At 30.4% G+C, this 15,564-nt stretch carries 15 protein-coding genes and 1 tRNA gene; 6 read left to right on the top strand and 10 right to left on the bottom strand.

Going from position 1 to position 15,564, the window contains the following annotated elements; genetic code table 11:
- Positions 1–796 precede the first annotated feature (796 nt).
- Together cmk and porQ are read right to left on the bottom strand one after the other, a co-directional pair.
- Positions 797–1,489: a (d)CMP kinase gene (gene cmk, locus RSC72_RS09755; protein WP_332544502.1), complete on the bottom strand. Its 693-nt coding sequence runs from the start codon at positions 1,487–1,489 to the stop codon at positions 797–799.
- Positions 1,490–1,543: 54 nt separating this feature from the next.
- A complete protein-coding gene (porQ, locus tag RSC72_RS09750; RefSeq protein ID WP_332544504.1) occupies positions 1,544–2,569 on the bottom strand; it encodes a type IX secretion system protein PorQ in 1,026 nt (341 codons plus the stop codon).
- A gap of 194 nt (positions 2,570–2,763) precedes the next feature.
- Between porQ and RSC72_RS09745 the strand changes: the two genes are divergently transcribed.
- Positions 2,764–4,971, top strand: a complete 2,208-nt coding sequence (locus tag RSC72_RS09745) for a DUF2339 domain-containing protein (RefSeq protein WP_332544506.1) — start codon at positions 2,764–2,766, stop codon at positions 4,969–4,971.
- Here the strand turns inward: RSC72_RS09745 and RSC72_RS09740 are convergent.
- A complete protein-coding gene (locus tag RSC72_RS09740; RefSeq protein ID WP_332544508.1) occupies positions 4,968–6,281 on the bottom strand; it encodes a mechanosensitive ion channel family protein in 1,314 nt (437 codons plus the stop codon). The genes RSC72_RS09745 and RSC72_RS09740 overlap by 4 nt on opposite strands.
- 160 nt (positions 6,282–6,441) lie before the next feature.
- Between RSC72_RS09740 and zupT the strand changes: the two genes are divergently transcribed.
- Complete coding sequence (gene zupT, locus RSC72_RS09735) at positions 6,442–7,227, top strand: zinc transporter ZupT (protein WP_332544510.1); 786 nt, start codon at positions 6,442–6,444, stop codon at positions 7,225–7,227.
- 150 nt (positions 7,228–7,377) lie between these two features.
- Positions 7,378–7,701: a hypothetical protein gene (locus RSC72_RS09730; RefSeq protein ID WP_332544512.1), complete on the top strand. Its 324-nt coding sequence runs from the start codon at positions 7,378–7,380 to the stop codon at positions 7,699–7,701.
- Positions 7,702–7,794: 93 nt separating this feature from the next.
- On the opposite strand, the gene RSC72_RS09725 is transcribed toward RSC72_RS09730, so the two are convergent.
- The 4 genes from RSC72_RS09725 to RSC72_RS09710 form a co-directional block, all read right to left on the bottom strand.
- Positions 7,795–8,211 carry a hypothetical protein gene (locus tag RSC72_RS09725; protein ID WP_332544514.1) on the bottom strand — a complete coding sequence of 139 codons (417 nt, stop codon included), beginning with the start codon at positions 8,209–8,211 and terminating at the stop codon, positions 7,795–7,797.
- Positions 8,204–9,490 carry an AAA family ATPase gene (locus tag RSC72_RS09720; protein WP_332544515.1) on the bottom strand — a complete coding sequence of 429 codons (1,287 nt, stop codon included), beginning with the start codon at positions 9,488–9,490 and terminating at the stop codon, positions 8,204–8,206. The genes RSC72_RS09725 and RSC72_RS09720 overlap by 8 nt, the downstream gene beginning before the upstream one ends.
- Before the next feature lie 130 nt (positions 9,491–9,620).
- Positions 9,621–9,701 (bottom strand) — tRNA-Leu (locus tag RSC72_RS09715).
- 60 nt (positions 9,702–9,761) lie between these two features.
- On the bottom strand, positions 9,762–10,544 hold the full coding sequence (locus tag RSC72_RS09710; RefSeq protein WP_332544517.1) for an MBL fold metallo-hydrolase: 783 nt from the start codon (positions 10,542–10,544) through the stop codon (positions 9,762–9,764).
- A 41-nt stretch (positions 10,545–10,585) separates the two neighbouring features.
- Between RSC72_RS09710 and RSC72_RS09705 the strand changes: the two genes are divergently transcribed.
- A complete protein-coding gene (locus RSC72_RS09705; RefSeq protein WP_332544518.1) occupies positions 10,586–12,028 on the top strand; it encodes a TonB-dependent receptor in 1,443 nt (480 codons plus the stop codon).
- A 163-nt stretch (positions 12,029–12,191) separates the two neighbouring features.
- Here RSC72_RS09705 and recA read toward each other — a convergent pair whose 3' ends face one another.
- Both recA and bcp read right to left on the bottom strand, forming a co-directional pair.
- Positions 12,192–13,241 (bottom strand): recombinase RecA, encoded by a 1,050-nt coding sequence (gene recA / locus RSC72_RS09700; protein WP_332544519.1) that lies wholly within the window; start codon positions 13,239–13,241, stop codon positions 12,192–12,194.
- Between the two features lie 9 nt (positions 13,242–13,250).
- Positions 13,251–13,706: a thioredoxin-dependent thiol peroxidase gene (gene bcp / locus RSC72_RS09695; protein WP_332544542.1), complete on the bottom strand. Its 456-nt coding sequence runs from the start codon at positions 13,704–13,706 to the stop codon at positions 13,251–13,253.
- A 273-nt stretch (positions 13,707–13,979) separates the two neighbouring features.
- On the opposite strand from bcp, the gene nth reads away from it, so the two are divergent.
- A complete protein-coding gene (nth, locus tag RSC72_RS09690; RefSeq protein WP_332544543.1) occupies positions 13,980–14,600 on the top strand; it encodes an endonuclease III in 621 nt (206 codons plus the stop codon).
- Between the two features lie 22 nt (positions 14,601–14,622).
- Positions 14,623–15,039: a hypothetical protein gene (locus RSC72_RS09685; protein ID WP_332544521.1), complete on the top strand. Its 417-nt coding sequence runs from the start codon at positions 14,623–14,625 to the stop codon at positions 15,037–15,039.
- A 2-nt stretch (positions 15,040–15,041) separates the two neighbouring features.
- Here the strand turns inward: RSC72_RS09685 and RSC72_RS09680 are convergent, their stop codons facing one another.
- Positions 15,042–15,515, bottom strand: a complete 474-nt coding sequence (locus RSC72_RS09680; protein ID WP_332544522.1) for a lipocalin family protein — start codon at positions 15,513–15,515, stop codon at positions 15,042–15,044.
- Positions 15,516–15,564: the final 49 nt, after the last annotated feature.

Below are 15,564 nucleotides of genomic sequence, written 5' to 3'. Positions count from 1 at the left end.
TACATTTATTTTACAATTAATACTTAACTGTCTGGTATAACGGTAAATATTTTTTAAAACTTTTTAGTGTACGTCGTGTTTTGAAGTGAAAAAGTAGGAAAGTCGGGAGATTTTAAAGGAAATAGGGTGTTCTATTTGGAGCGTTTTAAAGAATATAAATAGAAAAGTAATTTAATGACGATATATTTTTAAAGAGAAAACGTCTATATAATGTTTTCGAAAGAGAGATGAATAAGATTCTTCGACGGGCTCAGAATGACAGAAAGGATATTGTTTTTACTACAAGAAATGTTTAGGCAGGGATGATTTGCAGTTTTAAGCAAATTCAGAGCTGGATACTTTGGCGTAAGGACTCGGGAAAAGTTGCAGCGTAAGCTAGAAATGTATTCAAAAAGAGTTTAAAAAAAAGTGGATTCTTTGTGATGTAATGCTGAAACGAGTTCAACAGGACAATATTTGTATTAATATATAGATATAGAAATTCTTCGACGGGCTCAGAATGACAAAAAGATGTCTTTTTCACTACAAGCAATGTTTAGACAGGGATGATTTGCTGGTTTTAAGCAAATTCAGAGCAGGGTACTTTGGCACAAGGAATCGGGAAAAGTTGCAGTGTGAGCTGGAAATGTATTTAAAAAGAGTTCTTGATGTGATGCTGAAACGAGTTCAGCAGGACGTATTTTATATATTTTAATAGATAATGGAGATTCTTCGACAGGCTCAAAAGGACAAAGACAAGTTCTATATATAGAATTAAAAAAGCTCGAAATAATTTCGAGCTTGGAGTATTTATTTATCAGTTTGTTTGTTTTGATTGAATAATCTGCATCACTTTATCAACGGTTTGTTGAAGGTTCATCTCAGAATTATCGACCTCGATAGCGTCATCTGCTTTGCGAAGTGGTGAATAGGCACGATGAGAATCTATGTAATCGCGTTCGTTAACATTTTTTAGAACCTCATCTATTGTAATATCTTTACCTTGTTGTTGGTATTCTAAAAAACGTCGTTTTGCTCTAATTTCTGGTGAAGCAGTTACAAAAATTTTGATATCAGCATCTGGGAAAACAGTTGTTCCGATATCACGACCATCCATAACTATTCTACCATTTTCGCCCATTTTTTGTTGTAAAGCCACACAATAGTCGCGTACAGCTGGAATTTCGGATATAGGACTTACCATTTTAGAGATTTTCATAGTGCGTATTTCTTGCTCTACATTTTCTCCATTTAGATAGGTTATATTTTTTTGAGTAATTGGATCTTGTACAAATTCTATTTTAATATCATTTATATGTTTAACCAATTCATTTATATCGACATTTTCATCTACAATGTAATGATGCTGAAAGGCATATAAAGTTACGGCGCGATACATTGCACCACTATCAATATGTGTGTAATTAAGGTTTTTTGCAATAATTTTTGACATCGAACTTTTGCCTGTAGACGAAAATCCGTCAATTGCAATGATTAAATCTTCTTTCATTAAAATTAGAAATAGATGACAAAGATAATATTTTAAGTTTTGTTTAGAAATATTTTATAACCAAGGATTGCTTCGCCAATAATCTCGTCCATTAATTATACGATCTAAATTGATAAGAACTCCGAAATGATTAGAACCTCCGGACTTGTGGTAATTGGCATGACCAAACTCAAAACGAAATGCATTAATACGTATTCCGAAACCATAAGTTAAACCTGATAATGATCTAATTCCCTCTGCAGATAATTCGTTTCCACGCTTGAAATTATAACCTAAACGCATATTAAAATCTGATTCGGGAAATAATTCGGCTCCAACAGAAAGATGATCTATAAATTTTCGTCCACCCGAAACTTCTTGTCCATTTTTACCATAAGGTTGAGAAATATCAAACTTTTGTAAATCGTGTAACGAGAAAGTGAACTCTAACGGAACATGCTCTAGTCTGTGCGTAATTCCCAAATTAACCTGCGTTGGCATATCTTCTTCCTTCCCACTATAAGTTTTTACTTGCTTCCCGATATTACGAACAACCAAGGAAACATTGATATTTTTATCAAAATCGTGGTAAGACAATCCTACATCTCCTGCAATTGCAGATGATTTGTATGACTCTATTGTAGAATTAATATATTTTAAATTTGCACCAATCGTCCAATAATCTCCCAAAACACGTGCATAACCAACTGTAATTGCAGCATCATTTGCTTTAAAATTTCCTGTTACATTCCCGTTTTGGTCTGTCCCAATTAACTTTCCGTAATCAACATATTGACCATGAACAGATAAAAAGTTATTTTGATCTATTTCATAAACCGTAGAAAATGTTCCGAAATTGACATCTGCAATATAATTGACATAATTGACACCAAATTGACCATGCATTTCGCTATTCATCAAAGCAGGATTCCACAATGATGAATTTGGATCAGCATCCCAAGAAGTTGCTGCATTTCCACCCAAAGCTGCTTGACGAGCCGAAGTCGTAATGTTCAAAAATTCATACACTCGTGTACCGTCTTGCGCAAAAATTGCAGACGAACAGACCAAAAGACATAATGTATAGAGTTTTTTAAACATTCAGCAAAAGTAAATATTTTGTAGGATAACGAAAATAGATTCATTTTGGTATATGTTGATTTAAATATTAAAACGTTTTAAAATAATTGCTTAACTTCAACCTACCTTATATTAATGCTATGGAATTTATTATCGCCACAATTATATTTGTTTTGATTATCATTTTGTTCAATAAAGTTTCCCAACTTAAAAAAATGATTGATTATCAAGAGTTGAAAATTAAATTTTTGCAAGAAGAATTAGATAAGCAACCAAAAACTCCTGCAAAACAACCTGAAACAATTCGTCCTGAAATTAATCAACCAAAGATTGAAGAACCAATTCAGGAAAAAATTGTTGCACAAGCTAAACCTCAACCCGTTTTATTCGAAGAAAATAAACCAATATTTGACCAACTTCCTCCGCAAGAAAAAACAGAAAACACGTTTGACCAGTTTATTAATAATACGATTTCTTTTGTAAAAGATAATTTTTTAACCATTTTCGGAATTGTAACTCTGGTTCTCGGAATTGCTTATTTCGTAAAATATGCGATAGACCAAGATTGGATAAATGAAACTTTTCGTGTAATAATAGGACTTGTTGTTGGATTAACAATTATCGGACTAGCTCATAAAATCAGGAAGAATTTCGAAATATTTTCATCTATCTTAATTGGCGGCGGATTAACTGTTCTCTATTTTACTTTAACCATTGCATTTCGCGAATATCATATTCTCAGTCAAAACACCACATTTACGCTACTTACCGTTGTTACAATTTTTTCTATCATTTTGGCATTTTTGTATAATCGTCAAGTTTTAGCTATTTTTTCTATAATTGGTGGTTTTTCTGCTCCGCTAATGATTAGCACTGGCGAAAGTAATTTTGTCTTTCTGTTTTCTTACATTCTACTTCTCAATCTAAGTATGCTACTTATGTCGTGGCGAAAAAATTGGCAAATTATTACACATATTGCCTTTTTGTTTACTGCGATTTATAGTTTTGTTTGGATTGATGTAGAACATACGCAAACGCAATATATTTTCTTTGTCCTTATATATATCATTTTTGCGACGACAACTTTGTTTAATTATTTCCGAAAAGAAGAATTCTCAGTCTGGAATTGCATTTTATTTATTACAAATACACTTGTTTCGGTTATTTTACTCTCTTTAGTAAATGCAGAAATTGATTATTCGGCAACTATTACGGCAATTTTCGGAGTTATAAATGCTTTGTTTGCGTTTTATATTTACAAAACAACGCAACACAAATTATTGCAAAATACATTAATTGCACTTAGTATTTCTCTGATTACGCTTGTAATTGCGTTAAGATTTGAAGCAAATGTTGTTTCTATTTGTTTTGCAATAGAATCTAGTCTGTTGTTATTTTTATGGAAAAAAAGTGGCGAAAACATTTTCAAAATATTATTTATTGTGATGTTTCCATTCTTATTCATTTTTCTTTGTATCAATTGGATTGATTATATCGACGCAGAAAATCATTTACCTGTTATCTTCAATCACATATTTATAACAAGTTTCATCGTTTCTATTTGTACAATTATCAATATTTATTTGATGAAAGATTTCGAAACCGAAGAACATTTTCTTGGTTTTAAACTCTCACATTCCAAATTTATTTTTATCCTAACGTCTATATTATTCATTTATACAGGAATTTTATTCGAATTAATTTACCAAATAGAACCTTATTTCTCTGCGACATTCATCACAAGTTATGTCTTTATTTATACATTATTATTTATTGCAAGTCTTTTATTCGTACGAGAAAAACTGAAATTAGGCGAAACAATTCAGCTCGTTTTACACATCGGTGGTGCAATTTGTATTTTACTTTTACCACTTTTTGCAGATATTCCGAATGAAGCAAATCAACTAAATTTCAAGATAAGCAGCTATTTCATTTATCTCGTTTACCTTATTCCGAGCGCGTATTTGTTTTATTTAATTTTTACAAGATCAGATTTCAAAACCTCAACTCCACTACAAATCATTTCTGTATTATTACTCGTTTACATCATAAGTTTTGAGAGTTATAATTTGTTTATGATAACAACAGTAAATTCTACTGAACATAATTTTGATCATCAACAAGATATTTTTACGATGATTTTATTACCAATAATTTGGGCAATTTCAGGATTTGGATTAATGTATTATGGTTTGAAAAAAGAATTAAAAACCTTTCCTATCGTCGGAATTATATTATTTGGATTAATTATTCTGAAACTTTATCTGATTGATGTTTGGCAAATGAGCAATGTTTTCAGAATTATATCTTTTATAGTTTTAGGAATTTTGATTTTATCGACATCATTTATGTATCAAAAATTAAAAAATCTAATGAAAAACTTGATCGATAAACCCAACGAAAACACAGAAGCAGAACTTTAGAGTTCTGCTTCTGTGTTTGAACGTTGTGCCAACGCTTTTGCAATAGTTTGCATATCGTCGGACGAAGGCGATTCAAAAATTTCTAAATGAAACAACGGAACAACCGCAATAACATGGTCAAAAATATCTGCCATAATAATTTCATATTCATTCCACGCCGTTGTATTTGTAAACATAAACAACTCAATAGGTAATCCGTGTTCTGTCGGTTGAAGTTGACGAACCTCAAACATCAAATCTTTTCTGATATTAGGACTATTGTATGTATATGTTTTGATATATTGTCTAAACAAACCAATATTTGTCATTCGTCGTCCATTCGCCAAAACAGTCGGATCAACTTTGTTTGACATATTATATAATTGTATTTCGTGCGAACGATCTACAATATAATCGTGCAACATGCGAATCTTTTTCAATTCTTCAATTTCTTGTTCAGAAACAAATCGAATCGAATTCATTTTTATATTTATCGAACGTTTTATTCGTCGTCCGCCTGCATTTTGCATTCCGCGATAATTACGAAAAGAGTCTGAAACCAACGCATAAGTAGGAATTGTAGTTATCGTTTTATCAAAATTCTGCACTTTTACGGTTCCCAAATTTATTTCTGTTACCGTTCCGTCCGCACCATATTTTGTCATTTCAATCCAATCACCAACACGCACCATATCGTTCATCGAAACTTGAATACTTGCTACAAATCCTAAAATAGAATCTTTGAAAACCAACATCAAAACCGCTGAAGCCGCACCCAATGACACCAAAAATGTGATAGGTGATTTTCCCGTCAGAATAGAAAAAGTAAGAATTCCACAAATAAAGAAAATCAGAATATTCGCAACTTGTAAATAACTGTCAATCGGTTTGTCGGCAAAAGATTTGTTTCCACGAAGAAAATCACGAAAAGTTCTGAAAATTGCATTAAATAAAAATCCAACCGCGATTACCAAAGCCACATCAGCAATTTGTGTTGCAATTTTTATCCAATTCGGAAATCCCTGAAAAATAAGCGGAATTGCTTCTTCTGCAAGAAAAATCGGCACCAAATGTGTTGAATATTGTAAAACTTTATTCTTTATTAATAAATCATCAATCTTCGTTTTTGTTTTCGAAATTGCTTTTGTTACAATCAACAACAACACTTTTCGCAACAAAAAATCGACTGCATAAAGTATAATTAACAATGCGATGGACAAAATAAATGAAGTCAAAAGAATAGTCCAATAACTTGAAAACCCCATTTTATCAACCATTTGCAACATCCAACGATAGGATTCACTTTGTATATTCTTGTCTAATAATTCCATTTTAATCTAAAAATCTATCCGAACAAAAATAAGTTTATCCAATTAGAAAACGTACTAAAAGTGATAAATTGTAAAGAAATAGTTGTAGAAATCATATTTTGTTTGGTTCAGTAAAAATAATTAAATAAATTTGTTAGACAATTCTAACTTTTGAAATTTAATGTTTTCAAACTCTATCATATTTGCCTTTAGTTTAACTTTTTTTGCAGGAATTAGCACCGGAATAGGAAGTTTACTGTGCTTGATGTACAAAAAATTCAATCCGAAATTTCTTGGCGCTATGCTCGGAATTTCTGCTGGAGTAATGATGTACGTGTCTTTTGTAGAAATTTTAGCAAAAGCAAAAACTTCATTAAGTCTAGTTTTTGGAGAAAAATTAGGATATAGTTATACCATTTTAGGATTTTTTATTGGAATTGTATTAATGATTTTGATTGATAAATTACTTCCACATCATCACGAAAATAAAGAGGATAAAAATGAAACTTCTGATAAAAAGTTATTACGATTAGGATTATTTTCTGCCTTGGCTTTATCAATTCACAATTTTCCTGAAGGTTTAGCTACTTTTATTAGTGCCTTAGACGACCCTGCTTATGGTGTGTCAATTGCATTTGCTATTGCAATTCATAATATTCCCGAAGGTATTGCTGTTGCAATTCCTATTTACTATGCTACAAAAAGTCGTAAAAAAGCTTTTACTTATTCTTTTTTATCAGGGTTAACGGAACCAATTGGTGCTTTAATCGGTTATTTTGTTCTTTTACAATTTATTGACGAGTCTATATTTGGAGCAATTTTCGCGAGTGTTGCAGGAATGATGGTTTACATTTCTATCAACGAATTATTGCCAACTGCACAAGAATATGCCGGAAAAAAAATATCTATGTACGGATTTATTGCTGGTATGTTTGTAATGGCAATTAGTTTGGTGTTATTTCTATAAAAACAAAAAACTCCTCATAGCGAGAAGTATTTTTGAGAAATGATATGAATAACACATGAGGATTATGTTGTTGCAAACTTACGGAACTCAATTTCTATAAAGCTTTATTAAACATTATCGGATTGTTAAGAGAATATTAAATAAACAACTATGAAAAAAATATTTTTACTTTCTTGTTTTTCTATAATTTTTAGCTGTTCGTCATCTTCAGACTTTCGTAGCTTAAATGAAAATATTGAAGATGGACTATATTGTGCGAATGTTCAGGTTGAAACAAATAAGTCTATAAAAAAATATCAATTAACTATAACTGTAAAGAACAACTATTTACAAAAAATAGATTGGCCAAATAAGGGTTGGCTAGATAATACACATTATAAACTTCCTGAATTTTATGAAAATGAAGCAACTTTTATCGATGATAGAGGTCGGAAATTTGATGTGAAAATTATACAAGAAGGAAAATGTAAATAAAAAAAGCTCGAAACAAATGTTTCGAGCTTTTACTTCGTACTCAGAATCATATATCTTTAAATATAAAAGCTATCTTTTTGATAGCTTTTATATTTAAATACTCGTTTCAAAAATTAGATTTTTAACTTCTAAACTAGAATTATATTTTTTAAATTTTGCTTTAGCTGTTTTAATCGCACTTCTTGTACTAGGGCTTGTTTTAGTAGCTACAATAATAGCTTTTTTACCTCTCTTACTTTTAGAATCTCCTACATAAAATTTATGAATTGTATCTTCTAGTTGTTCAATTCCTGATTTTATACCTTCTCCTTTTAATTCTACTAAAAAGTCAAAATTTTCAGTACTTAATATATAGTCACATCTTTTTCCTTGTTTAATATAACAACCATCAACTTCTATACGTTGTATTTCTATTTGATTATTATTATTTAATATAAATTTACTCCTTCCGCCCCTTTTATCTGATAACGTAATTATTTTTAAATTAATTTTTTTTATACAACTACTCATCAAACTCAATATTTAATAAACTGTCATATTCATCATCTATTAGATAAGAGGCACTATCTAAATAATCAGCGTCAATAATTTTAACCTCATCATCTATTATATTTTTAAACACCCCTTTTTCAACACTATAAGCACTAGTAATATTAGGTTTAACAATGTAATCTTCAGAGATAATTTCAAATATTTTAGTTTTATTCAAAGATGTTGATTCCTCTAATAAATTACCTGCATATAACAAATTATTAAATGTTGAAACTATATAAGGACTATGGGTTGTAATGAAAAGCTCGTTGTTCATTTCTAAATTATTCAATATACCAATTATCAATTCGACAACATTTTTTTGAGCAGAAGGAAACAAATGAGCTTCTGGTTCTTCTATATATAAAGTCAGTCCATTAAAATTGAAATATAAAAATGATTTTAAAATTAAAAGTAATGGTAATATTTCTTGTTGACCACTTGAAGCATAAGTTAAATTAACTCTCCTTTTGTCTTTATGAACAATGAGATCATCAGATTTGTGTCTAGTATATTTCCCTCCTAATATTGATTCTATTTTCTTATCAATATTGAAATCCTTTAATATCATATCCCTCTTTACCGCACTCCTTTCTGAAATAAATGGTTTTATTTTTTCATAGAAAGAACCAAACTTAACCAAGAAGGGATCAACTGATTTTGATTTTGAAAGCAAACTAAATATGGAGCTTTGTAAAGTTGAAAAAAATGCTCTACCTGCTGGAATAAATATTTGTCTATTACCAGCATCTATTCCTATATTTTTTTTGGTATACTCATAAAAACTCAACCTAATTTTATGATTTATTTCAAAATCATAAATAATTTCATCTGAACGATTAATTTCTTTTTTTACTTTATTATGTAAACGCTTACCATATTTAAATACTTTTTGAATATTTTCAGTAAACTCAATTTTAATATTTTTATTTTTTGAGTTTTTCTCTATTTTTACATAATCAATCTCATTGTAAAAAAATTGTATTTCAAAATCTTCATCTCCCCAACATCCATAAGGGAATAATTCATAGAAGTTTTCTTTTAATTTTCTAACGAAATAATGTTTATCTTCGGATTCAATTATTGTATCAAAAATTTCATGGAATATATCTTTAAAGTAATATACTAACTTTATGGTAATACTTTTTCCAGAAGCTGAACTTCCAATAAATAAATTAAATTTATTAATATCAATTTGAGCATCTTTAATTCCTGCAAATTTTTTAATAAATAATTTCTCTTTTTTAAAACTTTCCATCAGTGCAAATTAGACAATAAACATAATTAGAATATTTTAAATAATAAAAATAAATTTAAAATATATTGGCTAGATACTGGCTAAACAGCAAAAAAGAAAACCCTAACTAATTAAAGTTAAGGTTTTTATGTACTCAGAATGGGAATCGAACCCACACTCCAAAGGAACACGAGTTTGAGTCGTGCGCGTCTACCAATTCCGCCATCTGAGCCTTTTAGAGTTGCAAATATAATATTAGTTTGTTTATTTCTCCAACTATTTTTAAAACTTTTTACAGAATTATTTCTAATGTATCGTAAGCCAAATGTTTACCTATTGGCAATTTTGCTTCTATTTCGTCATGAAAACCTAAATGATGCGAAATATGAGTGAAATAAGTTTGCTTTGCACCTATCAAATCTGCATATCGAATAGCTTCATCTAATAAAATATGAGAAAAATGCTCGTTCTCTACTCTTAATGCACTAATAATTAAAATTTCAACTCCTTTTAGTTTAACTAATGATTCTGCTGGAATTGTTTTTACATCTGTCAAATAAGCTATTGTATCATCTATCAAATAACCTAAAATTGGCAAAGATCCATGCAATATTTTAATAGGTTGAATATGAAATCCTGCAACCGTAAATTTATCTTCTTCTACATAATTTTCTATTAGAGTTGGTACACCAGGATATTTATGTTCCGAAAACATGTATGGAAAACGATGGTGTAATTCGTCCAAAACACGTTTCAAACCATAAACATTCATATCCTCTCCAGATTTAAAAACCAACGGACGAATATCATCCAAACCTAATACATGATCATTATGTTCGTGTGAAAAAACAATTCCATCTAATCGTTGCGCATTATAGCGTAACATTTGTTGTCTAAAATCTGGACCACAATCTATTGTTATTACTTTATTATCTTTCTCTAATAATAATGATGAACGCAAACGCTTATCTTTCGTATTAGTTGATAGACAAACAGGTTCATCACTTCCTATAATAGGAATACCTTGCGATGTTCCTGTTCCTAAAAAATGTATTTTTATATTTGATTTAGCCATAATGATTTGTAAATTTACCACAAACTATTTGAAATATACTTATGGCATTAGAACAAGTTCTTACTCCTAAACAAAAAGCTTTAGAGATCAATTTGAATCCGAAAATTTACGGTTCTTTTGCAGAAATTGGTGCTGGTCAAGAGACCGTTCGTTTTTTTTATCGCGCTGGTGCCGCTTCGGGTACTGTTGCAAAAGCAATGAGTGCTTATGACAAGGAAATGTCTGATTCTATTTACGGAATCGAAGAGAATAGACGTTATGTTACTCAAGCACGTTTAAAGAAAATGTTGGATCATGAAATGAAATTGATGAAAGAACGTCTTGTGCATGATCATTACAAAGAAAAAGCATTCTTTACTTACGCAAATACGGTAACAACAATTGATTATTCTAAGAAAAATGAAGGTCAGGGTTGGATTGGACTTCGATTCAAATTAAATGCAGAAGAAGAAAAAGCAAATGAAATTATCTTTCATGTAAAATTCAAAGAAAATTCGGCTGCTTTACAACAAGAAACCTTAGGTGTTTTAGGTGTTAATTTAATTTACGGTGCATATTATTATTACGATAATCCTCGTCGATTAATTAAATCCTTATATGATACTTTAGATAAAGATCAGTTAGAAATTGATATGATTAACTTTCGTGGACCACAATTCAAATATGTCGACAATCGTTTGATGTCTTTACAATTGGTTAGAAATGGAATGACAGATGTTGCAGTTTTTAATCCACAAGGAAAAAATATTTTACCAGCAGATCTTCTTTACAAGAAAAATATCTTTGCAATTCGTGGTTCTTTTCGTCCTTTTATGAATGTGAATATGGACATGTTCAAAGGTGGTTTAGAAATCTTCAAACAAGAAGAAAATGTACGACCTGATAATACAGAAATTTTGTTCGAAATTACACTTTCTAACCTTATTGCTTCTGGTTTTGAAGGTGAATTGAATGAGCGTGATTTCTTAGATAGAGCAGATATTATTGGTAACTTAGGTTACAATGTTATTATTTCTAATTTCTCTGAATATTATAAATTGGTTGATTATTTTTCTCAATTTACCCGAAATCAAACCAAAATAGGTTTAACAATGGGTGTAAATAATTTGGTCGAAATTTTTAACGAACAATATTATGCTGATTTACCTGGTGGAATTATGGAAGCTTTCGGAAAATTATTCAAAAAAGATGTCAAAATCTACTTATATCCATTCTTAGACAAGGAAAAAGATTTATTATTAACTTCTAAAAACTTGCAGGTAAGCGATAGCGTACATGAATTGTACAAATATTTCTTGTACAACGGAAGAATACAAGATATTATGAATTATAATAGAGGTTATCTGGATTCATATTCGCGCCGAATTTTAGAAAAAATTGCAAATGCCGAAGAAGGTTGGGAAACCGAATGTCCCGAAGGTGTGGCTGCAATAATAAAAGAACGTGGAATGTTTGGGTATAAATTAAATTATTTGTTGGAGTAAATTTAAAAATGTCAATCTGAACTCGTTTCAGATTCTCACTAAAAATATGCGATGTTGAAATAAATTCAACATGACAAACCACTTCTAATGAAGTGGTTTTTTTTATTACACAAAAAAAGCTCTGAGTTTCCTCAGAGCTTAAAATCATTATATAAAAAAAGAATTAGTCTTCTAATAAATCTGCTGGATCATCAACAGAAACTTCACCTGTAATTGGCTCTCCTTTTATTAAAGCAACAATTTTTGCTTCAATTTCTTCTGCTAATTCAGGATTGTCTTTCAATACTTCTTTCACAGCATCGCGACCTTGTCCTAATTTGCTATCATTGTACGAATACCAAGAACCAGATTTGTTAACAATTCCTTTCTCAACACCCATATCCAAAATTTCTCCAACTTTAGAAATTCCTTCACCATACATAATATCAAATTCTGCTTGACGGAATGGTGGAGCAACTTTATTCTTCACAACTTTTACTTTAGAATGATTTCCGATTACTTCATCACCATTTTTAATTTGAGTTGAACGACGAATATCTAAACGTACAGATGCATAGAATTTTAAGGCATTACCTCCTGTTGTAGTTTCTGGATTACCGAACATTACACCAATTTTTTCACGTAATTGGTTAATGAAAATTGCTGTACATTTTGTTTTATTAATAGTACCAGTCAATTTACGTAAAGCTTGCGACATCAAACGTGCTTGTAATCCCATACGAGAATCTCCCATTTCACCTTCAATCTCCGCTTTTGGCGTAAGAGCCGCAACAGAATCAATCACAATAATATCTATCGCTCCCGAACGGATTAAGTTATCTGCAATTTCTAAAGCTTGTTCACCATTATCTGGTTGAGAAATAATTAAATTCTCTACATCTACACCTAATTTTGAAGCGTAATAACGATCAAAAGCATGCTCAGCATCAATAAAAGCAGCAATACCACCAGCTTTTTGTGCTTCTGCAATAGCGTGTAAAGTTAATGTTGTTTTACCAGAAGATTCTGGTCCGTAAATTTCGATAACACGTCCACGTGGATATCCTCCAATACCTAAAGCGATGTCTAATCCTAAAGATCCTGACGGAATAACTTCTATTTTATCATCAATTGCAGAATCGCCCATACGCATTACAGTTCCTTTACCGTAAGCTTTGTCCATTTTATCAAGAATAAGCTGTAACGCTTTTTTCTTATTGTCTAAATCGCTCATTATATTTTTTTATTTTTCTAAAATTTGTTTTGCGTGTTCTTTTGTTTTTACTTTTTCTATTACGTCTGTAATTATACCATTTTCGTCAATAATAAAGGTTGTACGATGAATTCCATCAAATTCACGTCCCATAAATTTCTTTGGTCCCCAAACACCAAATGCATTGAGAACATCATGGTTTTCGTCTGCAATTAGAGGAAAAGGTAAACTATTTTTCTCAGCAAAATTATTTTGTCTTTTTACTGAGTCTGCACTTACTCCGATCAAATGATAGCCTTGGGCTTTTAATGCATTTTCGTTATCACGCAAATCGCACGCTTCAGCTGTACAACCAGGTGTACTTGCTTTTGGATAAAAGAAAACAACTAACTTTTTACCAACAAAATCTTGGTAAGAAATTGCATTTCCATCTTGATCAACTCCTTTAAAATCTGGAACTTTATCTCCTACTTTTAACATTTTGATTTTTATTAGAACTTCTCGTAAAAATAATGATTAAATCTTTAATCAAATTGATTTAACTAATTAATCTTTTTATTTATAAGACAAATATAACCACATAGAACGTCAAAATAAGTCGTTATATATTTAAATTATTTATTCCAAAAAATATTTTAGATTCCTACATTTGTCGGAATGACATTTTATTGTTTGTCATTCTGAGTTTGTCAAAGATGTTTTTAATGATTTATATAAAGATGTTTTCCTTATTTTTACAACAAAGTTTCAGAACTTATGATGTTAAAGAAAGAACGTGTCCAATTTGTGATAGATGAATTAGAAAAATTATATCCAGTTCCACCAATTCCGTTAGATCACCAAGATGCATTTACTCTACTAATTGCTGTTTTGTTATCTGCTCAAACTACAGATAAAAAAGTGAATGAAGTAACGCCAGAATTATTTGCAAAAGCTGCGAACGCAAAAGCAATGTCGCTTCTGGAAGTGGATGAAATAAAATATTACATTCGTCAGATTGGTTTGTCTAATACGAAAGCAAAAAACATCAAAAGATTATCAGAAATTTTAATTGAAAAATACAATGGCGAAGTTCCCGAAGGTTTTGAAGAATTAGAAGAATTGCCTGGTGTTGGACATAAAACAGCTTCTGTTGTGATGTCGCAATGGTTTGGACATCCTGCATTTCCGGTTGATACACATATTCATCGTTTGATGAAGTTATGGAAATTAACAAAAGGAAAAAATGTAGAAGAAACCGAAAAAGATGCAAAAAAATTATTCCCGAAAGATTTGTGGAATAAACTACATATTCAGATTATATATTATGGTAGAGAATTTTCGCCAGCGCGCGCTTGGAGTTTAGAGAAAGATTTTATCACTCGAAAAATGTTCGAATAACAATTCGTATTAAATCTAAAGCATGAAAAATTATATACTTCTTATAATCTTCTTTTTTTGTAGTCTAACTTTTGCACAAAAATCTCCTTTTACAGGTTGCGAAAATCCAAAAGGTAGAGATATGAAAACCGTTTGTAAATCAAAAAATTTTCCTGCGTTGTTCTCAGAATATATGTATCAAGTAGTTCGTAATTATCAGAATATACCAGAAGGACGCGCAAAATTAAAATTTGTTATTACGTCAAAAGGAGAAATGAGTCAATTAAGTTATTCGGATACAAATAATGAAGCATTTGCTAAATTGGCATTGACTATTCTTCAAAATATTCAACAAGATTTTCAGCAATATAAAATATTTTTTATTCCGATTCGAGAAAAAGAAACCAATCAACCCATCAATTTCACTTACGAATTTCCTATCTATTACTCAATTGATTAAATTTATTTTACCGGTTGATAAACACTTAATTGAAGCGTAGTTATTGTCTGTCCAGCCTCATTTGTTTCACTTTTCAATGTTTCTTGTAAAATCAAATAATACGGATCTAGCTGATTCATATAGTATGTTTTCATTGTACCATCAGCCATTTTTAATTGCAATTCGCGCTTTTTATTCGCTGTATTGTAGACATATGTACCGTCAGTTTGCGTTTGCACACAGTTGTTATCTACGGTTTTGTAGGCTACAGAATAAAATCGTTCTATATCTGTAAAATCTAATGTCGATTGACGCTCGCAATCTACCAATTTATCTACTGTTGTTACATTATTCACCGCAATACGAATTTCTTTTAATTGCCATTTATGCGCTCTCAACAATTGATCTTGAGAAATTGCCAATGAATCGTCTTCTTTACACGAAAAAATAGTTAGAATACTGATTGTTAAAAGAAATAACTTAAAAATATTTTTCATTCGATTTTTATAAATATTACTGTAAAAGTAAAAATTTTGAATGATGTAA

Origin of the sequence: Algoriella sp., assembly GCF_036647415.1 — a bacterium.
Classification (GTDB): domain Bacteria; phylum Bacteroidota; class Bacteroidia; order Flavobacteriales; family Weeksellaceae; genus Empedobacter.
This window is presented reverse-complemented; position numbering and strand designations above follow the sequence as displayed.